Source organism: Streptomyces fragilis, assembly GCF_003112515.1.
In the GTDB taxonomy this organism is placed as follows: Bacteria; Actinomycetota; Actinomycetes; order Streptomycetales; family Streptomycetaceae; genus Streptomyces; species Streptomyces fragilis.
The window spans coordinates 1-20647 of sequence record NZ_BEVZ01000007.1 but is presented as its reverse complement, the minus strand read 5'-3'; the positions used below and the strand labels follow the sequence as shown (position 1 = coordinate 20647).

Sequence of the window (20647 nt, the reverse complement as noted above, 5' to 3'; positions counted from 1 at the left end):
GTACGCCGCGAGGAGACAACAGAGATACGGGTCCGCGCAGTTCAGCGGCCCGCACCTCGAACCGTCCGGCCGGAGAGGCTGTTGGGCATGGCCACGGCGCAGCCCGAGCGCGGGGGGCTGCTGCCCGACCGCGCGGCGCACCAGCGCGGCACACTCGCCACCACCGCCTGCATGGAGACCCTGCAGGTGGGATATCTGCACGCCGTCGCGGCGGCGGCCGGCTGCTCGCTGTCCCAGCCGTTCCCGGACAACGGCATCGACTGGCACGTCAGCCACAGCTCGCCCGGCCACACCGTGGACGACGAGGTCACCATCAAGGTCCAGCTGAAGGCCACCTACCAGATACCGCCCCGTCCGCCGGGACGGCACTTCTCCTTCACGCTGGACAACAGCCACCTGGCGAAGCTGGCCCGCACTCCCGTCACCGTCCACAAGATCCTCGTGGTGATGCTGGTGCCCCGCTCGCGCGACCAGTGGCTGTCCGCGGGGCACGACCGGCTCGACCTCAGGCACTGCTGCTACTGGGTCAACCTCGCCGGCCACCCGGTCACCGGCCGCACCCGCACCACCGTGCGGGTGCCGACCTCGCGCATCTTCGACGACCGGGCGCTCTGCGAGATCATGAACCGGGTCGGCAGGGGAGGCATGCCGTGACGCACCGACCGATCGACGAACCAGGGCCCGGACCGCGCCGCGGACGCCCGGCCCGCGCCCACCCCGCCGACCCCGCGGGGGAGACGGTCCGCCCCCTGCTGCCGAGCGCGCGCGGGCTCCGGAGGGCCTCCGCACCGCGGCCCCCGGACGTCCCGCCCGACGCCGCGCAGGCCGACCCCGCCGTCCTCGCCGCCCTGCTGGCCCGCCACGGCTGGCGCCGGCGCGGGGGAGCGCCCGGCCGGTACGGCAGGTGGACGCCGCCCGGGCCGGGCGGCGCGCGCACCAGCCTGCTCGTTCCGGAGAGCCGCGCCTTCCCCGACAGCGCCGACCTGCTCGGCGAGGCCCTGGACGCCCTCGCGCGGACCGGGGACGGCGCCGCCCGCGAGATCCTGCTCGGCCTCGCCGTCCCCAGCGACGAGATCCGCTGGCGGCGCGACGTCCCCGAGGGCCGCGCCGCCGGGAGCCCGGCGGCGCCCTGGACGGCCGAGGAGGGCCTGCGCTCGGCCGCCCGCCACACCCTGCTCGCCGCCGCGCTGGCCGGGCGCGCCCGCACCGGCTACCACGGTGCCCGCCACCGCCGGGCCGCCGCGGCCGCGCTGGAGGACGTGCTGCCGCTGGGCGTCTCGTCCGGCGGCCGCGTCCTCACCGCCTTCGCCCCCGTCGTGCCGGCCCGGCCGCTGGCGGTCCGGCTGCACCAGGCCCTCCGCGCCGCCCGGGAGGCCGTCGACCACCGGCGGGCCACCGGAGGAATGGACGCCTTCGACGCCGCCGTCGGGGCCGGGGTGAGCCGGGAGCTGACCGAGGCGCTGATCACCCTGGTGCGGGGAACCGAGGGAGCGGGCGTGACTATCTCCTGGGCGCCCGCGGCCGGCATCCCCCCGGGCTGCGGCCCCGACGCCGAGCCGGTGGAGTTCTCGCCCGGCGACCTGCCCGCACTGCGCGAGGCCGGCGCCCGCTACCAGCGCGCGGAGCCCTCCGTCGCGGTGCGGCTCACCGGCACCGTGGAGCGGATGCGGCGCGACCGCGCCGACGGGGCCGGCACCGTGCGGCTGCGGGTGCTGGCCGGGGCGGAGGTCCCGCACGTGCGCGTCACCCTGGACGAGGAGTCGTACCGGATCGCGGGCCAGGCGCACCTGGTCGGGCTGCCGGTCCGGCTGGACGGGCGGCTGGACAGCAAGGCCGGCTTCCGCCGCCTCACCGGCGCCCGCGGGCTCTCCCCGGTCACCGTGGACGAGGACGAACGCGAGCGGCTGATGAAGTCCCTGCAGGAGAACCTGGACTTCTTCGAGGAGGCGTGCGGGGAGGACTGCGGAGGGTAACCGCTTCGCGCGGGGTGCGCGCGGCTCGGTAGGATTCCCGTACACGTCGCCCGTGACGTGGCGAGACCTTCACCTCAGCAGGGCCTTCAGTCAGGAGAGACCGGTGTCAGACGTCCGTGTGATCATCCAACGCGATTCCGAGCGGGAAGAGCGCGTGGTGACGACGGGCACTACGGCCGCCGACCTCTTCGCCGGCGAGCGCTCGATCGTGGCCGCCCGCGTCGACGGCGAGCTGCGGGACCTCGCGTACGAGCTGAAGGACGGCGAGAGCGTCGAGGGCGTCGAGATCTCCTCCGCGGACGGTCTCGACATCCTGCGCCACTCCACCGCGCACGTCATGGCGCAGGCCGTCCAGGAGCTCTTCCCGGAGGCCAAGCTGGGCATCGGCCCGCCGGTCAAGGACGGCTTCTACTACGACTTCGACGTCGAGAAGCCGTTCACGCCGGAGGATCTCAAGGCCGTCGAGAAGAAGATGCAGGAGATCCAGAAGCGCGGCCAGAGGTTCTCCCGCCGCGTGGTGAGCGACGAGGCCGCCCGCGAGGAGCTCGCGGACGAGCCGTACAAGCTCGAGCTGATCGGCCTCAAGGGCTCCGCCTCCTCCGACGACGGCGCGGACGTCGAGGTGGGCGCCGGCGAGCTGACCATCTACGACAACCTGGACGCCAAGACCGGCGAGCTGTGCTGGAAGGACCTCTGCCGCGGTCCCCACCTGCCCTCGACCCGTCTGATCCCGGCGTTCAAGCTGATGCGCAACGCGGCTGCGTACTGGCGGGGCAGCGAGAAGAACCCGATGCTGCAGCGCATCTACGGCACCGCGTGGCCGTCCAAGGACGAGCTGAAGCAGCACCTGGAGTTCCTCGCCGAGGCGGAGAAGCGCGACCACCGCAAGCTGGGCAGCGAGCTCGACCTGTTCTCGATCCCCGAGCAGATCGGTTCCGGCCTCGCCGTCTTCCACCCCAGGGGCGGCATCGTCCGCCGGGTCATGGAGGACTACTCGCGCCGCCGCCACGAGGAGGAGGGCTACGAGTTCGTCTACACCCCGCACGCGACGAAGGGGAAGCTCTTCGAGACCTCGGGCCACCTGGACTGGTACGCCGACGGCATGTACCCGCCCATGCAGCTCGACGAGGGCGTGGACTACTACCTCAAGCCCATGAACTGCCCGATGCACAACCTCGTCTTCGACGCGCGCGGCCGGTCCTACCGTGAACTGCCGCTGCGCCTCTTCGAGTTCGGGACGGTGTACCGGTACGAGAAGTCCGGCGTGGTGCACGGCCTGACCCGCGCCCGCGGCTTCACCCAGGACGACGCGCACATCTACTGCACCAAGGAGCAGATGGCGGAGGAGCTCGACAAGACGCTCACCTTCGTCCTGAACCTGCTGCGCGACTACGGCCTCACCGACTTCTACCTGGAGCTCTCCACCAAGGACCCGGAGAAGTTCGTCGGCTCCGACGAGGTGTGGGAGGAGGCCACCGAGACGCTGCGGCAGGTGGCCGAGAAGCAGGGCCTCCCGCTGGTCCCGGACCCGGGCGGCGCGGCGTTCTACGGTCCGAAGATCTCCGTCCAGGCCAAGGACGCGATCGGCCGGACCTGGCAGATGTCCACCGTGCAGCTCGACTTCAACCTGCCGGAGCGGTTCAACCTCGAGTACACCGCGGCCGACGGCACCAAGCAGCGGCCGGTGATGATCCACCGCGCGCTGTTCGGGTCCATCGAGCGGTTCTTCGCGGTGCTGCTCGAGCACTACGCGGGCGCGTTCCCGGCGTGGCTGGCCCCGGTGCAGGCGGTCGGCATCCCGATCGGCGACGCGCACGTGGAGTACCTGCGGGAGTTCGCCGCCGAGGCGAAGAGGAAGGGCCTGCGCGTGGAGGTCGACGCCTCCTCGGACCGCATGCAGAAGAAGATCCGCAACGCGCAGAAGCAGAAGGTGCCGTTCATGATCATCGTCGGTGACGACGACATGCACGCCGGCACGGTCTCCTTCCGCTACCGCGACGGTTCCCAGGAGAACGGCATCGCGCGGGACGAGGCGATCGCCAAGCTCGTCGACGTCGTGGAGCGCCGCGTCCAGGTGTGACGTCCTGACGGAAGGCCCCCGGGAGGCTCAGCTCCCCGGGGGCCTTCCGCGTTCCTCGTCCGTGGAGAAGACCGTCATCAGCCACGAGGCGAAGGAGCCGGTGACCGCGCCGAGCAGGGCGAGACCGCAGGCCATCAGGGCGACCGCGATGGTCCGCCCCATGAACGTCACCGGGGTCACGTCGCCGTAGCCGACGGTGGCCAGGGTGGAACAGGCCCACCACACCGAGTCGCCGAAGGTGCGGATGGTGGCGCCGGGGGCGCCCCGCTCCTGCTGGTAGACGGCCAGAGCCCCGGCGAAGCCGATCAGCAGCACGGACACCCCGGCGTAGAACATCACCCGCGCCTGCAGGGAGAACCGCGGCTGCCCGCGCCGCCGCGTCACCGCCTCGTAGAGCCGGACGATCCGCAGCGGGCGCAGCAGGGGCAGGAGCAGGACCAGCGTGTCCAGCCAGTGGGTGCGCACGAAGCGCGGGCCCTGGCCGCTGCGGCGCCAGCGGGCCGCGTAGTCGAGGGCGAAGAGCAGCCACACCGCGGCGATCACCGCGAGGGCGAGGCTGTGCCACACGTCGGGCAGCCCGCTGCTCAGGACCAGGAGGGCGTAGGCGGCGAGGAACAGCAGCGAGGCCACGGCGAGCGGGATCTCCGCGCGGTCCTCGCGGGGGTCACGGTTGTCCATCCCGCCAGCCTGGCGGGCGACCCGGGCCGTGCGCCCCCGGCGACACGTTCCGTACGGGCGACGCCATATGCTGCGTGGTATGACGAGTGAGCCGGAGCTGCAGATCGGGGTGGGTTCGCCGGACGCCTTCCAGCGGCTGTGGACCCCCCACCGCATGGCCTACGTCCAGGGCGAGAACAAGCCCACCGGGCCCGAGGCCGGCGACGGGTGCCCGTTCTGTTCGATCCCGGCCAAGTCGGACGAGGACGGGCTGGTGGTCCGGCGCGGGGCTCACGTGTACGCCGTGCTGAACCTCTACCCGTACACCGGCGGCCACCTGATGGTGGTGCCCTACCGGCACGTCGCCGACTACACGGGGCTGACCGCCGAGGAGACGGCGGAGCTGGGGGAGCTCACCAAGCAGGCGATGAAGGCGCTGCGGGTCTGCTCCGGGGCGCACGGGTTCAACATCGGCATGAACCAGGGGACGGTCGCCGGGGCCGGGATCGCCGCGCACCTGCACCAGCACGTGGTGCCCCGCTGGGGCGGGGACACCAACTTCATGCCGGTGGTGGGGCAGACCAAGGTGCTGCCGCAGCTGCTGGCCGACACCCGCGCCATGATCGCCGCGGCCTGGCCCGAGGCCTGACGGAAGCCTCGTCCCGTCGGGCCCGCGGCCTGACGGGCGCGCGGGCCCGGGTGCAGGGCGCCTGCCCTACGCGTCGTAGGTGTCCGCCTTGCGCGGCGTGGGGTCCTGCACCGCGCCGCTGACGACGGAGGACCGCGCGCCGAACTTCTCGGTGTTGACCCCGTGCTCGCGCAGCATGCCGATCACCGCCTGGTGGACGGCCCGCAGCACCGGCGTGGCCACCCGCATGGCGTCGTCGGCCATGAAGCGGTGGCGCCAGGGCTGCTCGGCCCAGGCGTGGCGCAGGCCGAACGGCTCCGGCAGGGTGAGGCTGCCGCCGAGCCAGTTGAGCTGCTTGGGGAACCAGGTCATCGGCGCGCGGGCGGCCAGACGCACCACCTCGTCGCTGTCGACGAGCGGGAGGGTGACGGTCCGCTTCTCCCAGGGCTTGAACGCCTTCTCGACGGTCTTCTCCTTGGCCGCCGGCTTGGAGTTGAACAGGCCGTGCACCGGGCCCAGCGCGTGGCCGGTGACCTCGATGCGCAGGGTCTGGTAGAGCACCGTCACCGTGATCAGCATGCTGAGGACCAGCTGGCCCTCCCAGGTGACCCACTGGACGCCCAGGTAGTGGCGGTCGCCGCTGCCGAACTGCTGACGGTTGCAGATCTGCTGTATGGCGTGCGACTTGTAGCGGAAGCCGTCGACGTCGGAACCCTCGGGCCGGGCGACGGCGTCGGCGCCCTCACCGACGGGGGAGACGATCCAGTGCTCTATCGAGGGCTTGGAGATGCCCTCGGTGGGGACCGGGGTGCGGTCCATCAGGGAGAGCTTGGCGTGAATGGCGCGGACCACGTCCCAGCTGCGGAAGGCGTAGATCTCCTTGTCCTCCTCGGCGGGTTCCAGGTCCTCGGCGAGCTGCCAGCTGCCCCAGCGGGTGCCCATGCCGAGGATGCCCTTGGGGCCGGCGTAGAAGACGACGTTGGACCGCTGCTCGGCGCCGAGCCGGGTGAGGGACTGGCGCAGCTGCTCGGCGGCGGTCTCGCCCGGGTTGGAGGGGACGGCCTCGGGGACCTTGGCGCCGATGCTGGAGCCGGAGAGCAGGCTGGCCCACCGGTCGCGCAGGTCCCGGGCGGTGCCTTCGCAGATCCGCTTGGCGACCACCCAGCCGATCACCGGCGCGATCACCGCGCCGCGCGAGTACCAGGCCCAAATGCCGCCGAAGGGCATCTGTACGAGGAAGACGACGGCGAGCAGGCCGAAGGCGGTCAGCAGGACGTTGCCCATGCCGGAGGTCCGGCGGTTCTCGACCTTGGCGAGGGTGGCCCGGATGGTGAAGACCAGCAGCCAGGCGAGCAGGCCCGGCAGGAAGAGCACACCGCACAGCAGCATCACGGCGGTGAGGCGGATGTCGCGGGTGCGGCGCAGGCCGTTGGCGGCCAGGCAGTGCTCGACGACGGTCTGCGGGTCCATGCCGAAGGACTGGACGACGGGCTTGCGGCCGGGCGTGAGGAGCCGGTCGACCACCGCGCGGGAGAAGGCCTCGCCGAGGTTGGGACGGAAGATCCTGGCCCAGGACCTGCCCGGGTTGACGGTGGAGCGGTGCCACTCGTTGTCGGCGTCGAGGATCTTCTCGACCGGGTCGTCCCGGTAGGCCGCGGAGGCCAGCGCGAAGGTGGCCTTCTGCCCCTCGCCGCCGGCCGCCGGCACCATCGGCCCGAATGCGTCGCTCGACACGGTTGTCTCCGCCCCCCTGCCACGGTTCCTCCGCGGCGGTGTGTCCTGGCCTGCCCGCGCGACCGGACCATCGGTTCGTCAGCCTATCGGCCCTGCCGGCCGTCCGGCGGTCCCCGGCGGAATCGTCCGCCGGACGCCGGCCGGCCGGGCCGCGGTCGCGCACTACACAGACTGCCCAGGACGGGGGCGTGGTCAACCCCCGTTCCGGGGCGCACTGTTGCGGGGCCGCCCGGTTCCGGGAGGTCAGGCGGGCGCCGCCACCTTCTCGCGCAGCCGCTTCACCACGTGCTCGGGGACGGGTTCGTGGCGCAGGTACCGGCGGGCGAAGCCGGCGGTGCCGTGCGAGAGCGAGCGCAGTTCCACCGCGTAGCGGTCGATCTCCAGCTCGGGGATCTCGGCGCGCACCAGCATCCGTCCCGGCTCGGCCTGTTCGGTGCCCAGGACCCGGCCGCGGCGGGTGGACAGGTCGCTCATCACGGAGCCGACGTACTCGTCGCCGATCAACACGTCCACCTCGGCCACCGGTTCCAGGACGTGCAGCCGCGCACCGGCGGCGGCCTCCCGCAGGGCGAGCGCGCCGGCCGTCTGGAAGGCGGCGTCGGAGGAGTCCACCGAGTGGGCCTTGCCGTCGAGGAGGGTGACCCGCACGTCGGTGAGCGGGTGGCCGGAGCCGAGCCCCTTGGCGGCCTGGGCGCGGACGCCCTTCTCGACGGAGGGGACGAACTGCCGGGGCACCGCGCCGCCGACCACCCGGTCGACGAACTCGACGCCGGAGCCCGCGGGCAGCGGCTCCACCCGGATCTCGCAGATCGCGAACTGCCCGTGTCCGCCGGACTGTTTGACGTGCCGTCCGCGCCCGGCGGCGGGCCCCGCGAAGGTCTCGCGCAGCGCCACCCGGTGCGGGACGACGTCGACCTGGACGCCGTAGCGGGTCCGCAGCCGCTCCAGCGCGACCTCGGCGTGGGCCTCGCCCAGGCACCACAGGACGACCTGACGGGTGTCGCGGTTCTGCTCGAGCCGCATGGTGGGGTCCTCGGCGGCGAGGCGCGACAGGCCCTCGGAGAGGCGGTCCTCGTCGGTCCTGGAGTGCGCCTCGACGGCCAGCGGCAGCAGCGGGTCGGGCAGCGCCCAGGGCGCCATCAGCAGCGGGTCGTCCTTGGCGGAGAGGGTGTCGCCGGTCTCCGCGCGGGCGAGCTTCGCCACGCACACCAGGTCTCCGGCGACGGCGTGGGTGACCGGGCGCTGCTGCTTGCCGAAGGGGCTGGTGAGCGCGGAGACCCGCTCGTCGACGTCGTGGTCCTGGTGGCCGCGGTCGGTCAGGCCGTGTCCGCCGACGTGCACGACGGTGTCGGGGCGCAGGGTGCCGGAGAAGACCCGGACCAGGGACATGCGGCCGACATAGGGGTCGGAGGCGGTCTTGACGACCTCGGCCACCAGCGGCCCGTCGGGGTCGCCGAGCCGCAGCTCGCGGGGCGTGCCGTCGAGGGAGGTCACCACCGGGGCGTGGCGCTCGGGCGGGGCGGGGCAGCCGCGGGTGATCAGGTCGAGGAGTTCCACGGTGCCCAGGCCCTGGCGGGCGCCGGGCGGGGCGGGCGCGGCGCACAGGACGGGGTGGAAGGAGGCGCGCGAGACGGCCTTCTCCAGGTCCGCGATCAGCACGCCGGGGTCGAGGGTCTCGCCGCCGACGTAACGGTCCATGAGGCCCTCGTCCTCGCTCTCGGCGATGATGCCCTCGATCAGGCGGTCGCGGGCTTCGTCGATCAGCGGGATCCGGTCCGCGTCGGGTTCGAGCTCGGCGCGCCCGCCGGTGGAGTAGTCGAAGAGCTTCTTGGTGAGCAGGCCGACCAGCCCGGTCACCGGGGCCTGTCCGTCGGGGCCCGCGGGGCCGCGCAGCGGGAGGTAGAGGGGAAGGACGGCGTCGGGGTCGTCGCCGCCGAAGGCCTCGGCGCACAGCCGGGTCATCTCCTCCACACCGGTGCGGGCCGACTCGAGGTGGGTGACGACGATGGCGCGCGGCATGCCGACGGCCGCGCACTCGTCCCACATCGCCCGGGTGGCGCCGTCCACGCCGTCGGAGGCGGAGACCACGAAGAGGGCCGCGTCCGCCGCGCGCAGACCGGCCCTGAGCTCTCCGACGAAGTCGGCGTAGCCGGGGGTGTCCAGCAGGTTGATCTTGATCCCGTCCCATTCGAGCGGGACCAGGGAGAGCTGCACCGACCGGTGGCGGCGCTGTTCGATCTCGTCGTGGTCGGAGACGGTGGCGCCGTCCTCGACCCGGCCCGCCCGGTTGACCGCCCCCGCGGTCTGGGCGAGCGCCTCCACCAGCGTGGTCTTGCCCGATCCGGTGGGGCCGACCAGCACCACGTTGCGGATGGAGGCGGGCCGGTCGGCCGTCGTCGCCCTGCCGGCGGCCCCGGGGTGGTGGCTGTTCCTGTCGCCCATGATCCTGCCCTCCCGTGCACGGTGAGTGGCTGCCGGCGACGGTGAGCGTCACCGGCCGGAGCGGACGCCCGGTCCCGAGGACCGCGGCGGCGGCGCCCGGCGCGCGCCCGCGGTTCCCTTCGAGCTTCGCACCGCCGCCGGGACTCGTCCATCCGAGGGAACGAAAGGCCCGGCGTGACCTGGACGAGGCGGGGCCGTGGCCAGGACGTGACCTTGCCCCGCGGGTGCCCCGCCCTCGGCGCACAGGGCGCGTGGCTACGATGGGCCGGGCCGGTGGCCAGCAGGGGCGCCGGCCGCCACGACCCTCGGGAAGGCCATGCTGAACAAGTACGCGCGTGCATTCTTCACGCGTGTTCTCACACCGTTCGCCGCGTTTCTCATCCGCCTGGGCGTCAGCCCCGACGTGGTCACCGTGCTGGGGACCGCCGGAGTGGTCGCCGGGGCGCTGGCCTTCTTCCCGGTGGGTGAGTTCTTCTGGGGCACGATCGTGATCACGCTGTTCGTGTTCTCCGACCTGGTGGACGGCAACATGGCCCGCCAGCTGGGCCGCTCCAGCCGCTGGGGCGCCTTCCTGGACTCCACCCTGGACCGCGTCGCCGACGGAGCGATCTTCGGCGGCATCGCCCTGTGGTACGCCGGCGGCGGGGACAGCGTGCTGCTGTGCGCGGTGGCGATCTTCTGCCTGGCCAGCGGCCAGGTGGTGTCGTACACCAAGGCGCGCGGCGAGTCGATCGGCCTGCCGGTCGCGGTGAACGGCCTGGTCGAGCGCGCGGAGCGGCTGGTGGTCACCCTGGTGGCCGCCGGACTGGCCGGTCTGCACGCCTTCGGGGTGCCGGGCATCGACGTGCTGCTGCCGATCGCGCTGTGGATCGTCGCCGTGGGCAGCCTGGTGACGCTGGTCCAGCGCGTGGTCACGGTGCGCCGGGAGGCCGCCGAGGCGGACGCGGGGACCACCGGCACCGCGGGGACCGCCGGGGCGGCCTCGTGAGCGCGCGGGAGAAGCGTGCGGGCCTGGTGAGCGCGCGGGAGAAGCTCGCCGACTCGCTGTACGGGCTGGGCTGGGCGACCGTGAAGCGGCTGCCGGAGCCGGCCGCCGTGCGGCTGGGGCACGTCATCGCGGACACCGCGTGGCGCCGCCGCGGCGCGGGCGTGCTGCGGCTGGAGCGCAACCTGGCCCGGGTCGTGCCGGACGCCACGCCCGAGCGGCTCGCCCAGCTGTCGAAGGCCGGCATGCGCTCCTACCTGCGGTACTGGATGGAGTCGTTCCGCCTGCCCGCGTGGAGCAGGGAGCGGATCGCCGCCGGCGTGGAGGCCGAGGACCTGCACCTGCTCACCGACGTGCTGGGCGGCGGGCGCGGCGTGATCATAGCGCTGCCGCACATGGCCAACTGGGACCTCGCCGGCGCCTGGGTCACCACCCACCTGGGCACCCCGTTCACCACCGTCGCCGAGCGCCTCAAGCCCGAGACGCTGTACGACCGGTTCGTCGCCTACCGCGAGGGCCTGGGCATGGAGGTGCTGCCGCACACCGGCGGCTCCGCCTTCGGCGCGCTGGCGCGACGGCTGCGCAAGGGCGGGATGGTCTGCCTGGTCGCCGACCGCGACCTGTCCGCCTCCGGCGTCGAGGTGGACTTCTTCGGGGAGAAGGCGCGGATGCCGGCCGGCCCGGCGATACTCGCGCAGCAGACCGGGGCGCTGCTGCTGCCGGTGACGCTCTGGTTCGACGACACCCCGGTGATGAAGGCGCGGATCCACCCGCCGGTGGAGGTGCCGGAGAGCGGGACGCGCGCCGAGAAGAGCGCGGTCATGGCGCAGCGGGTCGCCGACGCCTTCGCGTCCGGCATCGCCGAACACCCCGAGGACTGGCACATGCTGCAACGGCTGTGGCTCGCGGACCTCGACGACCGGGACGACAAGGGCGACCGGGACGTGAAGGAGGAGGCCGCGTGAGGATCGGCATCGTCTGCCCGTACTCCTGGGACGTGCCCGGCGGCGTCCAGTTCCACATCCGGGACCTGGCCGAGTACTTCGTGCGGCAGGGCCACGAGGTGTCCGTGCTGGCCCCGGCCGACGACGACACCCCGCTGCCGCCCTACGTGGTCTCCGCCGGGCGCGCGGTGCCGGTGCCGTACAACGGCTCGGTGGCGCGGCTCAACTTCGGGTTCCTGTCCGCGGCGCGGGTGCGGCGCTGGCTGCACGACGGGGCGTTCGACGTCATCCACATCCACGAGCCGGCCTCGCCCTCGCTGGGACTGCTCGCGTGCTGGGCGGCGTCGGGACCCATCGTGGCCACCTTCCACACCTCCAACCCCCGCTCCCGGGCGATGATCGCCGCGTACTCGATCCTGCAGGCCGCGCTGGAGAAGATCAGCGCGCGGATCGCGGTCAGCGAGTATGCCCGGCGCACACTGGTGGAGCACCTGGGCGGCGACGCGGTGGTCATCCCCAACGGCGTCGACGTCGACTTCTTCGCCGAGGCCGAGCCGAACCCCGACTGGCAGGGCGGCACGATCGGGTTCATAGGACGGATCGACGAGCCGCGCAAGGGACTGCCGGTGCTGATGCGGGCGCTGCCGGGGATCCTCGCCGCCCGGCCGGAGACGCGGCTGCTGGTCGCGGGGCGCGGCGACGAGGAGGAGGCGGTGGCCTCGCTCCCCGCGGAGCTGCGCTCCCGGGTGGAGTTCCTCGGCATGGTCAGCGACGAGGACAAGGCGCGCCTGCTGCGGTCCGTCGACCTGTACGTGGCGCCCAACACGGGCGGGGAGAGCTTCGGGATCATCCTGGTCGAGGCGCTGTCGGCGGGAGCGCCGGTGCTGGCCTCCGACCTGGACGCGTTCGCGCAGGTGCTGGACCACGGGGTGGCGGGGGAGCTGTTCGCCAACGAGGACGCGGACGCGCTGGCGGAGGCGGCGGTGCGGCTGCTGGGCGATCCCGCGCGCCGTGCGGAGCTGCGGGAGCGGGGCAGTGCGCACGTGCGGCGGTTCGACTGGGCGACGGTCGGCGCCGACATCATGTCCGTCTACGAGACGGTGACGGCGGGAGCGGCGGCGGTCGGGGCGGACGAGGCCACCACGGGTCTGCGCCCCCGCCGCTGGGGACTCGCCCGCGACTGACCCCCGCGCGGGCGGCACCTCCCCTCCGGCGTGAGCCTTCGGCCGTGCGGCCCGCTCCCGGTACGTCCGGGCAGCCTCCCGGGGCGGCTCGGGTCCCGTGGAGCGAACCGTCCCGCGCGTACCCACCGCCCTGCGCCCACCCTCCCCCCGGACTTCGTCCGAGGGGACCCGCACCGCTCAGCGGCACGATTGCCCGCGGGGTGAACGAGCCTGCCCTCGCCCCCTGAGGGCCCCAGGGCCCCGGCCCCGTCGGCCCCGTCCGCACGGGGACCCCGCTCCGCAGGGCCGCGGCCCCCGGCGGGAACCGTCCCGCACGGGGGCTCGGGCCGGGCGGATACGCTGCCGGGCGTGACCGCAACGCTGATCTGGATCCTCGTCGCCCTCGTCGCGATCGGGCTGTACCTGAGCTGGACCGCCGGCCGCCTCGACCGCCTGCACGCCCGGATCGACGCCGCCCGCGCCGCCCTGGACGCGCAGCTGCTGCGCCGCGCCTCCGTCGCCCAGGAGCTGGCGACCGCCGGCGTGCTCGACCCGGCCGCGTCGATCGTGCTGTACGAGGCGGCCCACGCCGCCCGCCAGGCGGAGGAGGAACACCGGGAGATCGCCGAGAGCGAGCTCAGCCAGGCGCTGCGCGCGGTGTTCGCCGAGGCGCAGCAGGTCGAGGGCGTCCGCGAGGCCCCCGGCGGCGAGGAGACGGTCCGCGAACTCGCCGAGGCGGTGCGCCGCGTGCCGATGGCCCGCCGCTTCCACAACGACGCCGTCCGCGCCGCCCGCGCCCTGCGCCGCCACCGCAAGGTGCGCTGGTTCCGCCTGGCCGGGCACGCCCCGTTCCCGATGGCCTTCGAGATGGACGACGAGGCGCCCGCCGCCCTCGTCGAGCGGGTGAACTGACCCGGCGGCGCACCGCGCGGGTGCCCGGGGCAGGCCACGACCTGAACATTGGCTCTTGTCCCGCCCCCGCCCCGCGGCGTTTCCTCACAAGGACAACACCCCTCTTTACCCCCTGTGAGGCATGACCATGTCCACCCTCAACGGCACCGAGCCCGCCCCCGTCACCGGCACCGCCCGCGTCAAGCGCGGCATGGCCGAGCAGCTCAAGGGCGGCGTCATCATGGACGTCGTCACCCCTGAGCAGGCGAAGATCGCCGAGGACGCCGGCGCGGTCGCCGTGATGGCGCTGGAGCGTGTTCCGGCCGACATCCGCAAGGACGGCGGCGTGGCCCGGATGTCCGACCCGGACATGATCGAAGGCATCATCGACGCCGTTTCGATCCCCGTCATGGCCAAGTCCCGCATCGGTCACTTCGTCGAGGCGCAGGTGCTGCAGGCGCTCGGCGTCGACTACATCGACGAGTCCGAGGTGCTGACCCCGGCCGACGAGGTCAACCACTCCGACAAGTGGGGCTTCACCACCCCGTTCGTCTGCGGCGCGACCAACCTGGGCGAGGCGCTGCGCCGGATCTCCGAGGGCGCGGCGATGATCCGCTCCAAGGGCGAGGCCGGTACCGGAAACGTCGTCGAGGCGGTCCGCCACCTGCGTCAGATCAAGGGCGACATCTCCCGCCTGCGCGGCCTGGACGAGCACGAGCTGTACGCCGCCGCCAAGGAGCTGCGCGCCCCCTACGAGCTGGTGCGCGAGGTCGCGCAGCTGGGCAAGCTGCCGGTGGTGCTGTTCTCGGCCGGCGGCGTCGCCACTCCGGCGGACGCGGCGCTGATGCGCCAGCTCGGCGCCGAGGGCGTCTTCGTCGGCTCCGGCATCTTCAAGTCGGGCGACCCGGCCAAGCGCGCCGCGGCCATCGTCAAGGCCACCACCTTCTACGACGACCCCAAGGTGGTCGCGGACGCCTCCCGCAACCTGGGCGAGGCCATGGTCGGCATCAACTGCGACGTGCTCCCCGAGTCGGAGCGCTACGCCAACCGCGGCTGGTGACACAGCAGATGACGACGGAGCACGACCGTCCTGTGATCGGCGTCCTGGCCCTGCAGGGCGACGTCAGGGAACACCTCGCGGCGCTGGACCGGGCCGGCGCCGCGCCGGTCACGGTCCGCCGCCCGCAGGAGCTGGCCGCCGTCGACGGCCTGGTCCTGCCGGGCGGGGAGTCGACCGTGATCTCCAAGCTGGCCGAGACGTTCGGACTGCTGGAGCCGCTGCGCGAGCGGGTGCGGGCCGGGATGCCGGTGTACGGGACCTGCGCCGGGATGATCCTGCTCGCCGACCGGATCGCCGATCCGCGCTCGGGCCAGCAGAGCGTCGGCGGCATCGACATGACCGTGCGCCGCAATGCCTTCGGGCGGCAGAACGAGTCCTTCGAGGCGCCGCTGAAGGTGGCCGGCGTGGAGGGCGGTCCGGTGACGGGGGTGTTCATCCGCGCGCCCCTGGCCGAGAAGGTCGGGCAGGGCGTGGAGGTCCTCGCCCGGCACGAGGGCGCGGTGGTCGCCGTGCGTCAGGGCGACGCCCTGGCCACCGCGTTCCACCCGGAGCTGACCGGCGACCACCGGGTGCACGCGCTCTTCACCGACATGGTGCGGGCGAAGCGGACAGCGGGAGCCTTGTAGGATCTCTGCCGTTCGTAGGTGATGGGTTACGCGAAGGAGACAGGCAGATGTCCGGCCACTCTAAATGGGCCACGACGAAGCACAAGAAGGCCGTCATCGACGCCAAGCGCGGCAAGCTCTTCGCGAAGCTGATCAAGAACATCGAGGTCGCTGCGCGGACCGGCGGCGCCGACCCGGACGGCAACCCGACGCTCTTCGACGCCATCCAGAAGGCCAAGAAGTCGTCGGTCCCGAACAAGAACATCGACTCGGCCGTCAAGCGCGGCGGCGGCCTCGAGGCCGGCGGCGTCGACTACGAGACGATCATGTACGAGGGCTACGGCCCCAACGGCGTCGCGGTGCTCATCGAGTGCCTCACCGACAACCGCAACCGCGCCGCCTCCGACGTCCGGGTCGCCATGACCCGCAACGGCGGTTCGATGGCCGACCCCGGTTCGGTGTCGTACCTCTTCCACCGCAAGGGCGTGGTGATCGTCCCCAAGGGCGAGCTGACCGAGGACGACGTCCTCGGCGCGGTCCTGGACGCGGGCGCCGAGGAGGTCAACGACCTCGGCGAGACCTTCGAGGTCATCAGCGAGGCCACCGACCTGGTCGCGGTCCGCACCGCCCTCCAGGAGGCCGGCATCGACTACGACTCGGCCGACGCCAACTTCGTCCCGACCATGCAGGTCGAGCTGGACGAGGAGGGCGCGCGCAAGATCTTCAAGCTGATCGACGCGCTCGAGGACAGCGACGACGTGCAGAACGTCTACGCCAACTTCGACGTCTCCGACGAGGTCATGGAGAAGGTCGACGCCTGAGGGGCGTCACCTGGACGCGGCGCCGCGGCGGGCCGGCGGGACGGACACGTTCCCCCGGCCCGCCGTTCGCTTCGGCCCTGCTGTCGGTGCGGCGCGATAGCCTTCCTGCCTGCGGGAACAGGTGAACGAACGCGGGAACGAGCCAGGAGGCGAACGCTGTGCGGGTACTGGGGGTGGACCCGGGGCTGACCCGGTGCGGCGTCGGCGTGGTGGAAGGGGTCGCCGGGCGGCCGCTGACCATGCGCGGCGTCGGCGTGGTCCGCACGCCCGTGGACGCCGAGCCCGCGCTCCGGCTGGTCGCCCTGGAGCAAGGGCTCGAGCGGTGGCTGGACGAGTACCGGCCCGAGTTCGTCGCCGTGGAGCGGGTCTTCGCCCAGCACAACGTCAGCACCGTGATGGGCACCGCCCAGGCCAGCGCCGTCGCCATGGTCTGCGCGGCCCGGCGGGGCATCCCCGTCGCGCTGCACACCCCCAGCGAGGTCAAGGCCGCCGTCACCGGCAGCGGCCGCGCCGACAAGGCGCAGGTCGGGGCCATGGTCACGCGCCTGCTGCGGCTGGACGCGCCGCCGAAGCCGGCCGACGCGGCGGACGCGCTGGCGCTGGCCATCTGCCACATCTGGCGCGCCCCCGCGCAGAACCGCCTGCAGATGGCGGTGGACCGGCAGGCACTGCGCAACCAGCACACCACGCGCACCCTCGGCCGGCCCCGTCCGGCCAGGGCCCGCCCCCCGGAGCCCTCACCCGGCGCCCCGTCCTCCCCGGTCGACCCCCCGCAGGCCGACACCCCGCAACCGAAAGGCCGCCCGTCATGATCGTCTTCGTGAGCGGCCCGGTCGCCGCCCTCGCCCCGGACTCCGCCGTGGTCGAGGTGGGCGGCATCGGCATCGCCGTCCAGTGCACCCCCGACACCCTCTCCCGGCTCCGCCAGGGGGAGAACGCCCGCCTGGCCACCTCGCTGGTGGTGCGCGAGGACTCCCTGACGCTCTACGGCTTCGCCGACGACGACGAGCGGCAGGTCTTCGAGCTGCTGCAGACGGCCAGCGGCGTCGGCCCCCGCCTCGCCCAGGCCATGCTCGCCGTGCACAGCCCCGACGCGCTGCGCCGCGCGGTGGCCTCCGGCGACGAGAAGGCGCTCACCGCCGTCCCCGGCATCGGCAAGAAGGGCGCCCAGAAGCTGCTGCTGGAGCTCAAGGACCGGCTCGGCGCGCCCGTCGGCTCGCCCGCCCGCCCCGCAGCCGGCCTCGCTCCCGGCCCGGCCGGCTGGCGCGAGCAGCTGCACGCCGCCCTGGTCGGCCTCGGCTACGCGGCCCGCGAGGCCGACGAGGCCGTCGACGCGGTCGCCCCGCAGGCCGAGGCGGAGGCCGACCCGCAGGTCGGGCGCCTGCTGAAGGCCGCGCTGCAGACCCTCAACCGAGCCCGCTAGGAGACCTGGGTGAACTGGGACGACACCACCGACGACCTCACCGCCCCCGAGCGGCTGGTCGGCGCCTCCGCGGACGGCGAGGACCAGGCCGTCGAGGCCGCGCTGCGCCCCAAGGACCTGGGCGAGTTCATCGGTCAGGAGAAGGTCCGCGAGCAGCTCGACCTGGTGCTGCGGGCCGCCCGCGCCCGCGGCGCCACCGCCGACCACGTGCTGCTCTCCGGCGCGCCCGGCCTGGGCAAGACCACCCTCTCCATGATCATCGCGGCCGAGATGGGCGCCCCGATCCGCATCACCAGCGGCCCGGCCATCCAGCACGCCGGCGACCTCGCCGCGATCCTCTCCTCGCTCCAGGAGGGCGAGGTCCTCTTCCTCGACGAGATCCACCGCATGTCGCGGCCCGCCGAGGAGATGCTGTACATGGCCATGGAGGACTTCCGGGTCGACGTGGTCGTCGGCAAGGGCCCCGGCGCGACCGCCATCCCGCTGGAACTGCCCCCGTTCACCCTGGTCGGGGCCACCACCCGGGCCGGACTGCTGCCGCCGCCGCTGCGGGACCGCTTCGGGTTCACCGCGCACATGGAGTTCTACGCCCCCGACGAGCTGGAGCGCGTCATCCACCGCTCGGCCCGGCTGCTCGACGTGGAGATCGACGCCGAGGGCGCCGCCGAGATCGCCGGCCGCTCCCGCGGCACCCCCCGCATCGCCAACCGGCTGCTGCGCCGCGTGCGCGACTACGCGCAGGTCAAGGCGGACGGCGTCATCACCCGTGAGGTGGCTTCCGCGGCGCTCCAGGTGTACGAGGTGGACACCCGCGGGCTGGACCGGCTGGACCGGGGCGTGCTGGAGGCGCTGCTCAAGCTGTTCGGCGGCGGCCCGGTGGGTCTGTCCACGCTGGCCGTGGCCGTGGGGGAGGAGCGCGAGACGGTCGAGGAGGTCGCCGAGCCGTTCCTGGTGCGGGAGGGCCTGCTGGCCCGCACGCCCCGCGGCCGGATCGCCACCCCCGCGGCCTGGGCCCACCTGGGGCTCACCCCGCCGGGCGCCTCGGCGCCCGGCGCCGCGGGCAGGACGGCGGGGAACGGACAAGGCGACCTGTTCGGGGCGTGAGGGGCGTGTGACGGGAGGTAAAGCTCGCTACGGAAGGAACCCCGGTGACATGCTGGGCGTTGTTCCATGCGCGCGGGCTCGCTTAGACTCCGCCGATGCCGCCCCTGTGGGCGGCGCCCACCCCAGCCCCCGTCAACAGGCCGCTCACGATCGCGGTCGTGCGAAGGAAATCTCCGTCCCGTGGATATCTTGACCCTTTTCCCGTTCATCATTCTTATCGGGGCCATGTTCCTGATGACCCGCTCGGCCAAGAAGAAGCAGCAGCAGGCCGCCGAGATGCGGAATCAGATGCAGCCCGGTACCGGCGTCCGGACGATCGGGGGCATGTACGCCACGGTCAAGGAGGTCAGCGACGAGACGGTCCTGCTCGACGCGGGTCCCGGCGTGGAGCTGCTCTTCGCGAAGAACTCCATCGGCGCGGTCCTGACCGATGACGAGTACAACCGCATCGTGCACGGCATCGAGGCCGAGCTGAAGGACGACGTCGTCCCCGACGACGCCTCCTCCCTCACCGACGAGGACGCCGACGCGGACACCCGTGCCGTCGCCGACGAGCAGGTCGTCGACCTGGGCAAGAAGGCCGAGGACGAGCCGAGGAAGACCGACGGCGAGTCCGACGCCAAGTAGGCACGCTCCGGCGTGGGGGGTGACCGGTCGCGCCCCGCGCACCCCGGGGGGGAACGCCCGCGTTCCGTACGGGGTCCGAACTTGTCATGGCCGTCCGCCGACCGCACAGGTGCGCGCGGCGGCCCGAGAGGGAGTACGAGAAGGTGGCAGCACCTAAGAAGGGCCGCAGCGCGAACGCGCCGGGCAAGCCGGGACGCGCCCTCGCCCTGATCCTGATCGCCCTGGTGGCGCTCACCGGAGGCATGTTCGTCTCCGGCCACACCACCCCGCGTCTCGGCATCGACCTGGCCGGCGGCACCAGCATCACGCTGCGCGCGGTCGCCGAGAAGGGTCAGGAGTCGGCGATCAACCCGACGAACATGGCCACGGCGGTCGACATCATGGAGCGCCGGGTCAACGGCCTGGGCGTCTCCGAGGCCGAGGTTCAGACCCAGGGCGACAAGAACATCATCGTCAACGTCCCCAAGGGCACCAACTCGCAGCAGGCCCGGGACCAGGTCGGCACCACCGCCAAGCTGTACTTCCGTCCCGTGGTGCAGCTCGACGTCTCCGGCGGCGAGGCCGCGGTTCCGACGCCGGGCGCCACCGACGGGGCCTCCCCGTCGGCCGACCCCACGGGCAAGGCCGATCCGTCGGGCAAGACCGACGCGTCGCCCTCCGCCCCCGAGGCCTCCGACCCGTCCGCGAAGGCCTCCGCCTCGCCCCAGGGCCGTGCGCTGACCGAGGGCCTCAAGGCCGCCACCGCCACCCCCTCCCCGGACGCCACCGGCGCCTCCGAGGCCCCGGCGGAGAACCCCGTGCCCGCGCAGACCACCGCGCCGGTCGACGAGAAGGTGCAGGCCGCCTACGCCAAGCTCGACTGCACCGACCCCGAGCAGCGCGCCACCGCCGGCAAGGACAGCAAGCCCGAGGACGCCACCGTCGCCTGCGGCCGCAACGGCGAGGGTCCGTGGCAGAAGTACATCCTCGGCCCCGCCGAGGTCGACGGCACCGACGTCGACGACGCCCAGGCCGTCCTGAACACCCAGACCGGCGCCGGCTGGACCGTCACCATGGAGTTCACCTCCGAGGGCCGGAAGAAGTTCGGCGACATCACCGGCAAGCTGGCCACCCAGCCCAGCCCGCAGAACCAGTTCGCCATCGTGCTCGACGGCGAGGTCGTCTCCGACCCGCGCGTCAGCGAGGCGCTGACCGGCGGCAACGCCGAGATCTCCGGCAGCTTCGGCCAGGAGGAGGCCCAGGCCCTGGCGAACATGCTGTCCTACGGCGCCCTCCCGCTGACCTTCGAGGAGGACAGCGTCACCACGGTCACCCCGGCCCTCGGCAGCGAACAGCTCCAGGGCGGTCTGATCGCCGGCGCCATCGGCCTCGCGCTCGTCGTGATCTACCTGCTGACGTACTACCGCGGCCTCGGTTTCGTCGCGCTGCTGTCGCTGGCGGTCTCCGCGGTCCTGACCTACACGATCATGTCGCTGCTCGGCCCCGGCATCGGCTTCGCGCTGAACCTGCC

19 protein-coding genes are annotated in these 20647 nt (G+C 73.2%); 16 read left to right on the top strand and 3 right to left on the bottom strand.

What is annotated here, in order from left to right; all coding sequences use genetic code 11:
* Positions 1-87: 87 nt before the first annotated feature.
* The 3 genes from Sfr03f_RS23605 to thrS all read left to right on the top strand — a co-directional run bounded on the left by Sfr03f_RS23605 (position 88) and on the right by thrS (position 4053).
* Positions 88-654, top strand: a complete 567-nt coding sequence (locus Sfr03f_RS23605; protein WP_108956040.1) for a DUF4365 domain-containing protein — start codon at positions 88-90, stop codon at positions 652-654.
* The gene (locus Sfr03f_RS23600; RefSeq protein ID WP_372514431.1) at positions 651-1973 is read left to right on the top strand and encodes a hypothetical protein; all 1323 of its coding nucleotides are present in this window, start codon (positions 651-653) and stop codon (positions 1971-1973) included. The genes Sfr03f_RS23605 and Sfr03f_RS23600 overlap by 4 nt, the downstream gene beginning before the upstream one ends.
* Positions 1974-2076: 103 nt before the next feature.
* The gene (gene thrS, locus Sfr03f_RS23595; RefSeq protein WP_108956039.1) at positions 2077-4053 is read left to right on the top strand and encodes a threonine--tRNA ligase; all 1977 of its coding nucleotides are present in this window, start codon (positions 2077-2079) and stop codon (positions 4051-4053) included.
* A gap of 27 nt (positions 4054-4080) precedes the next feature.
* Here thrS and Sfr03f_RS23590 read toward each other — a convergent pair whose 3' ends face one another.
* On the bottom strand, positions 4081-4731 hold the full coding sequence (locus Sfr03f_RS23590; RefSeq protein WP_108956038.1) for a potassium channel family protein: 651 nt from the start codon (positions 4729-4731) through the stop codon (positions 4081-4083).
* Positions 4732-4798: 67 nt separating this feature from the next.
* Here Sfr03f_RS23590 and Sfr03f_RS23585 point away from each other — a divergent pair, with 67 nt between their 5' ends.
* Positions 4799-5359 (top strand): HIT family protein, encoded by a 561-nt coding sequence (locus tag Sfr03f_RS23585; protein WP_108956037.1) that lies wholly within the window; start codon positions 4799-4801, stop codon positions 5357-5359.
* Positions 5360-5425: 66 nt separating this feature from the next.
* Here the strand turns inward: Sfr03f_RS23585 and Sfr03f_RS23580 are convergent, their stop codons facing one another.
* Together Sfr03f_RS23580 and Sfr03f_RS23575 are read right to left on the bottom strand one after the other, a co-directional pair.
* A complete protein-coding gene (locus Sfr03f_RS23580) occupies positions 5426-7048 on the bottom strand; it encodes an AbeC-like domain-containing protein (RefSeq protein WP_108956036.1) in 1623 nt (540 codons plus the stop codon).
* Positions 7049-7315: 267 nt separating this feature from the next.
* Positions 7316-9514 (bottom strand): elongation factor G-like protein EF-G2, encoded by a 2199-nt coding sequence (locus tag Sfr03f_RS23575; RefSeq protein WP_108956035.1) that lies wholly within the window; start codon positions 9512-9514, stop codon positions 7316-7318.
* Between the two features lie 316 nt (positions 9515-9830).
* Between Sfr03f_RS23575 and pgsA the strand changes: the two genes are divergently transcribed.
* From pgsA to Sfr03f_RS23515, 12 genes are all read left to right on the top strand, one after another.
* Positions 9831-10502, top strand: a complete 672-nt coding sequence (pgsA, locus tag Sfr03f_RS23570; protein WP_108956034.1) for a phosphatidylinositol phosphate synthase — start codon at positions 9831-9833, stop codon at positions 10500-10502.
* A gap of 26 nt (positions 10503-10528) precedes the next feature.
* A complete protein-coding gene (locus tag Sfr03f_RS23565) occupies positions 10529-11464 on the top strand; it encodes a phosphatidylinositol mannoside acyltransferase (protein ID WP_108956207.1) in 936 nt (311 codons plus the stop codon).
* Positions 11461-12627: a glycosyltransferase family 4 protein gene (locus Sfr03f_RS23560; protein ID WP_108956033.1), complete on the top strand. Its 1167-nt coding sequence runs from the start codon at positions 11461-11463 to the stop codon at positions 12625-12627. Before Sfr03f_RS23565 ends, Sfr03f_RS23560 begins: the two co-directional genes overlap by 4 nt.
* Before the next feature lie 348 nt (positions 12628-12975).
* Positions 12976-13518, top strand: a complete 543-nt coding sequence (locus tag Sfr03f_RS23555) for a LemA family protein (protein WP_108956032.1) — start codon at positions 12976-12978, stop codon at positions 13516-13518.
* A 127-nt stretch (positions 13519-13645) separates the two neighbouring features.
* Positions 13646-14557, top strand: a complete 912-nt coding sequence (gene pdxS / locus Sfr03f_RS23550; RefSeq protein WP_108956206.1) for a pyridoxal 5'-phosphate synthase lyase subunit PdxS — start codon at positions 13646-13648, stop codon at positions 14555-14557.
* A gap of 8 nt (positions 14558-14565) precedes the next feature.
* The gene (gene pdxT, locus Sfr03f_RS23545) at positions 14566-15183 is read left to right on the top strand and encodes a pyridoxal 5'-phosphate synthase glutaminase subunit PdxT (RefSeq protein WP_108956031.1); all 618 of its coding nucleotides are present in this window, start codon (positions 14566-14568) and stop codon (positions 15181-15183) included.
* 47 nt (positions 15184-15230) lie between these two features.
* On the top strand, positions 15231-15983 hold the full coding sequence (locus Sfr03f_RS23540) for a YebC/PmpR family DNA-binding transcriptional regulator (protein ID WP_108956030.1): 753 nt from the start codon (positions 15231-15233) through the stop codon (positions 15981-15983).
* Between the two features lie 158 nt (positions 15984-16141).
* Positions 16142-16795, top strand: coding sequence for a crossover junction endodeoxyribonuclease RuvC (ruvC, locus tag Sfr03f_RS23535; RefSeq protein ID WP_108956029.1), 654 nt, complete (start codon positions 16142-16144; stop codon positions 16793-16795).
* The gene (ruvA, locus tag Sfr03f_RS23530; RefSeq protein WP_108956028.1) at positions 16792-17406 is read left to right on the top strand and encodes a Holliday junction branch migration protein RuvA; all 615 of its coding nucleotides are present in this window, start codon (positions 16792-16794) and stop codon (positions 17404-17406) included. The genes ruvC and ruvA overlap by 4 nt, the downstream gene beginning before the upstream one ends.
* 9 nt (positions 17407-17415) lie before the next feature.
* Complete coding sequence (gene ruvB / locus Sfr03f_RS23525; protein ID WP_108956027.1) at positions 17416-18510, top strand: Holliday junction branch migration DNA helicase RuvB; 1095 nt, start codon at positions 17416-17418, stop codon at positions 18508-18510.
* 180 nt (positions 18511-18690) lie between these two features.
* On the top strand, positions 18691-19137 hold the full coding sequence (gene yajC, locus Sfr03f_RS23520; RefSeq protein WP_108956026.1) for a preprotein translocase subunit YajC: 447 nt from the start codon (positions 18691-18693) through the stop codon (positions 19135-19137).
* Positions 19138-19280: 143 nt separating this feature from the next.
* The coding region (locus Sfr03f_RS23515) for a preprotein translocase subunit SecD (RefSeq protein WP_108956205.1) at positions 19281-20647 on the top strand (1367 nt) is incomplete at its 3' end.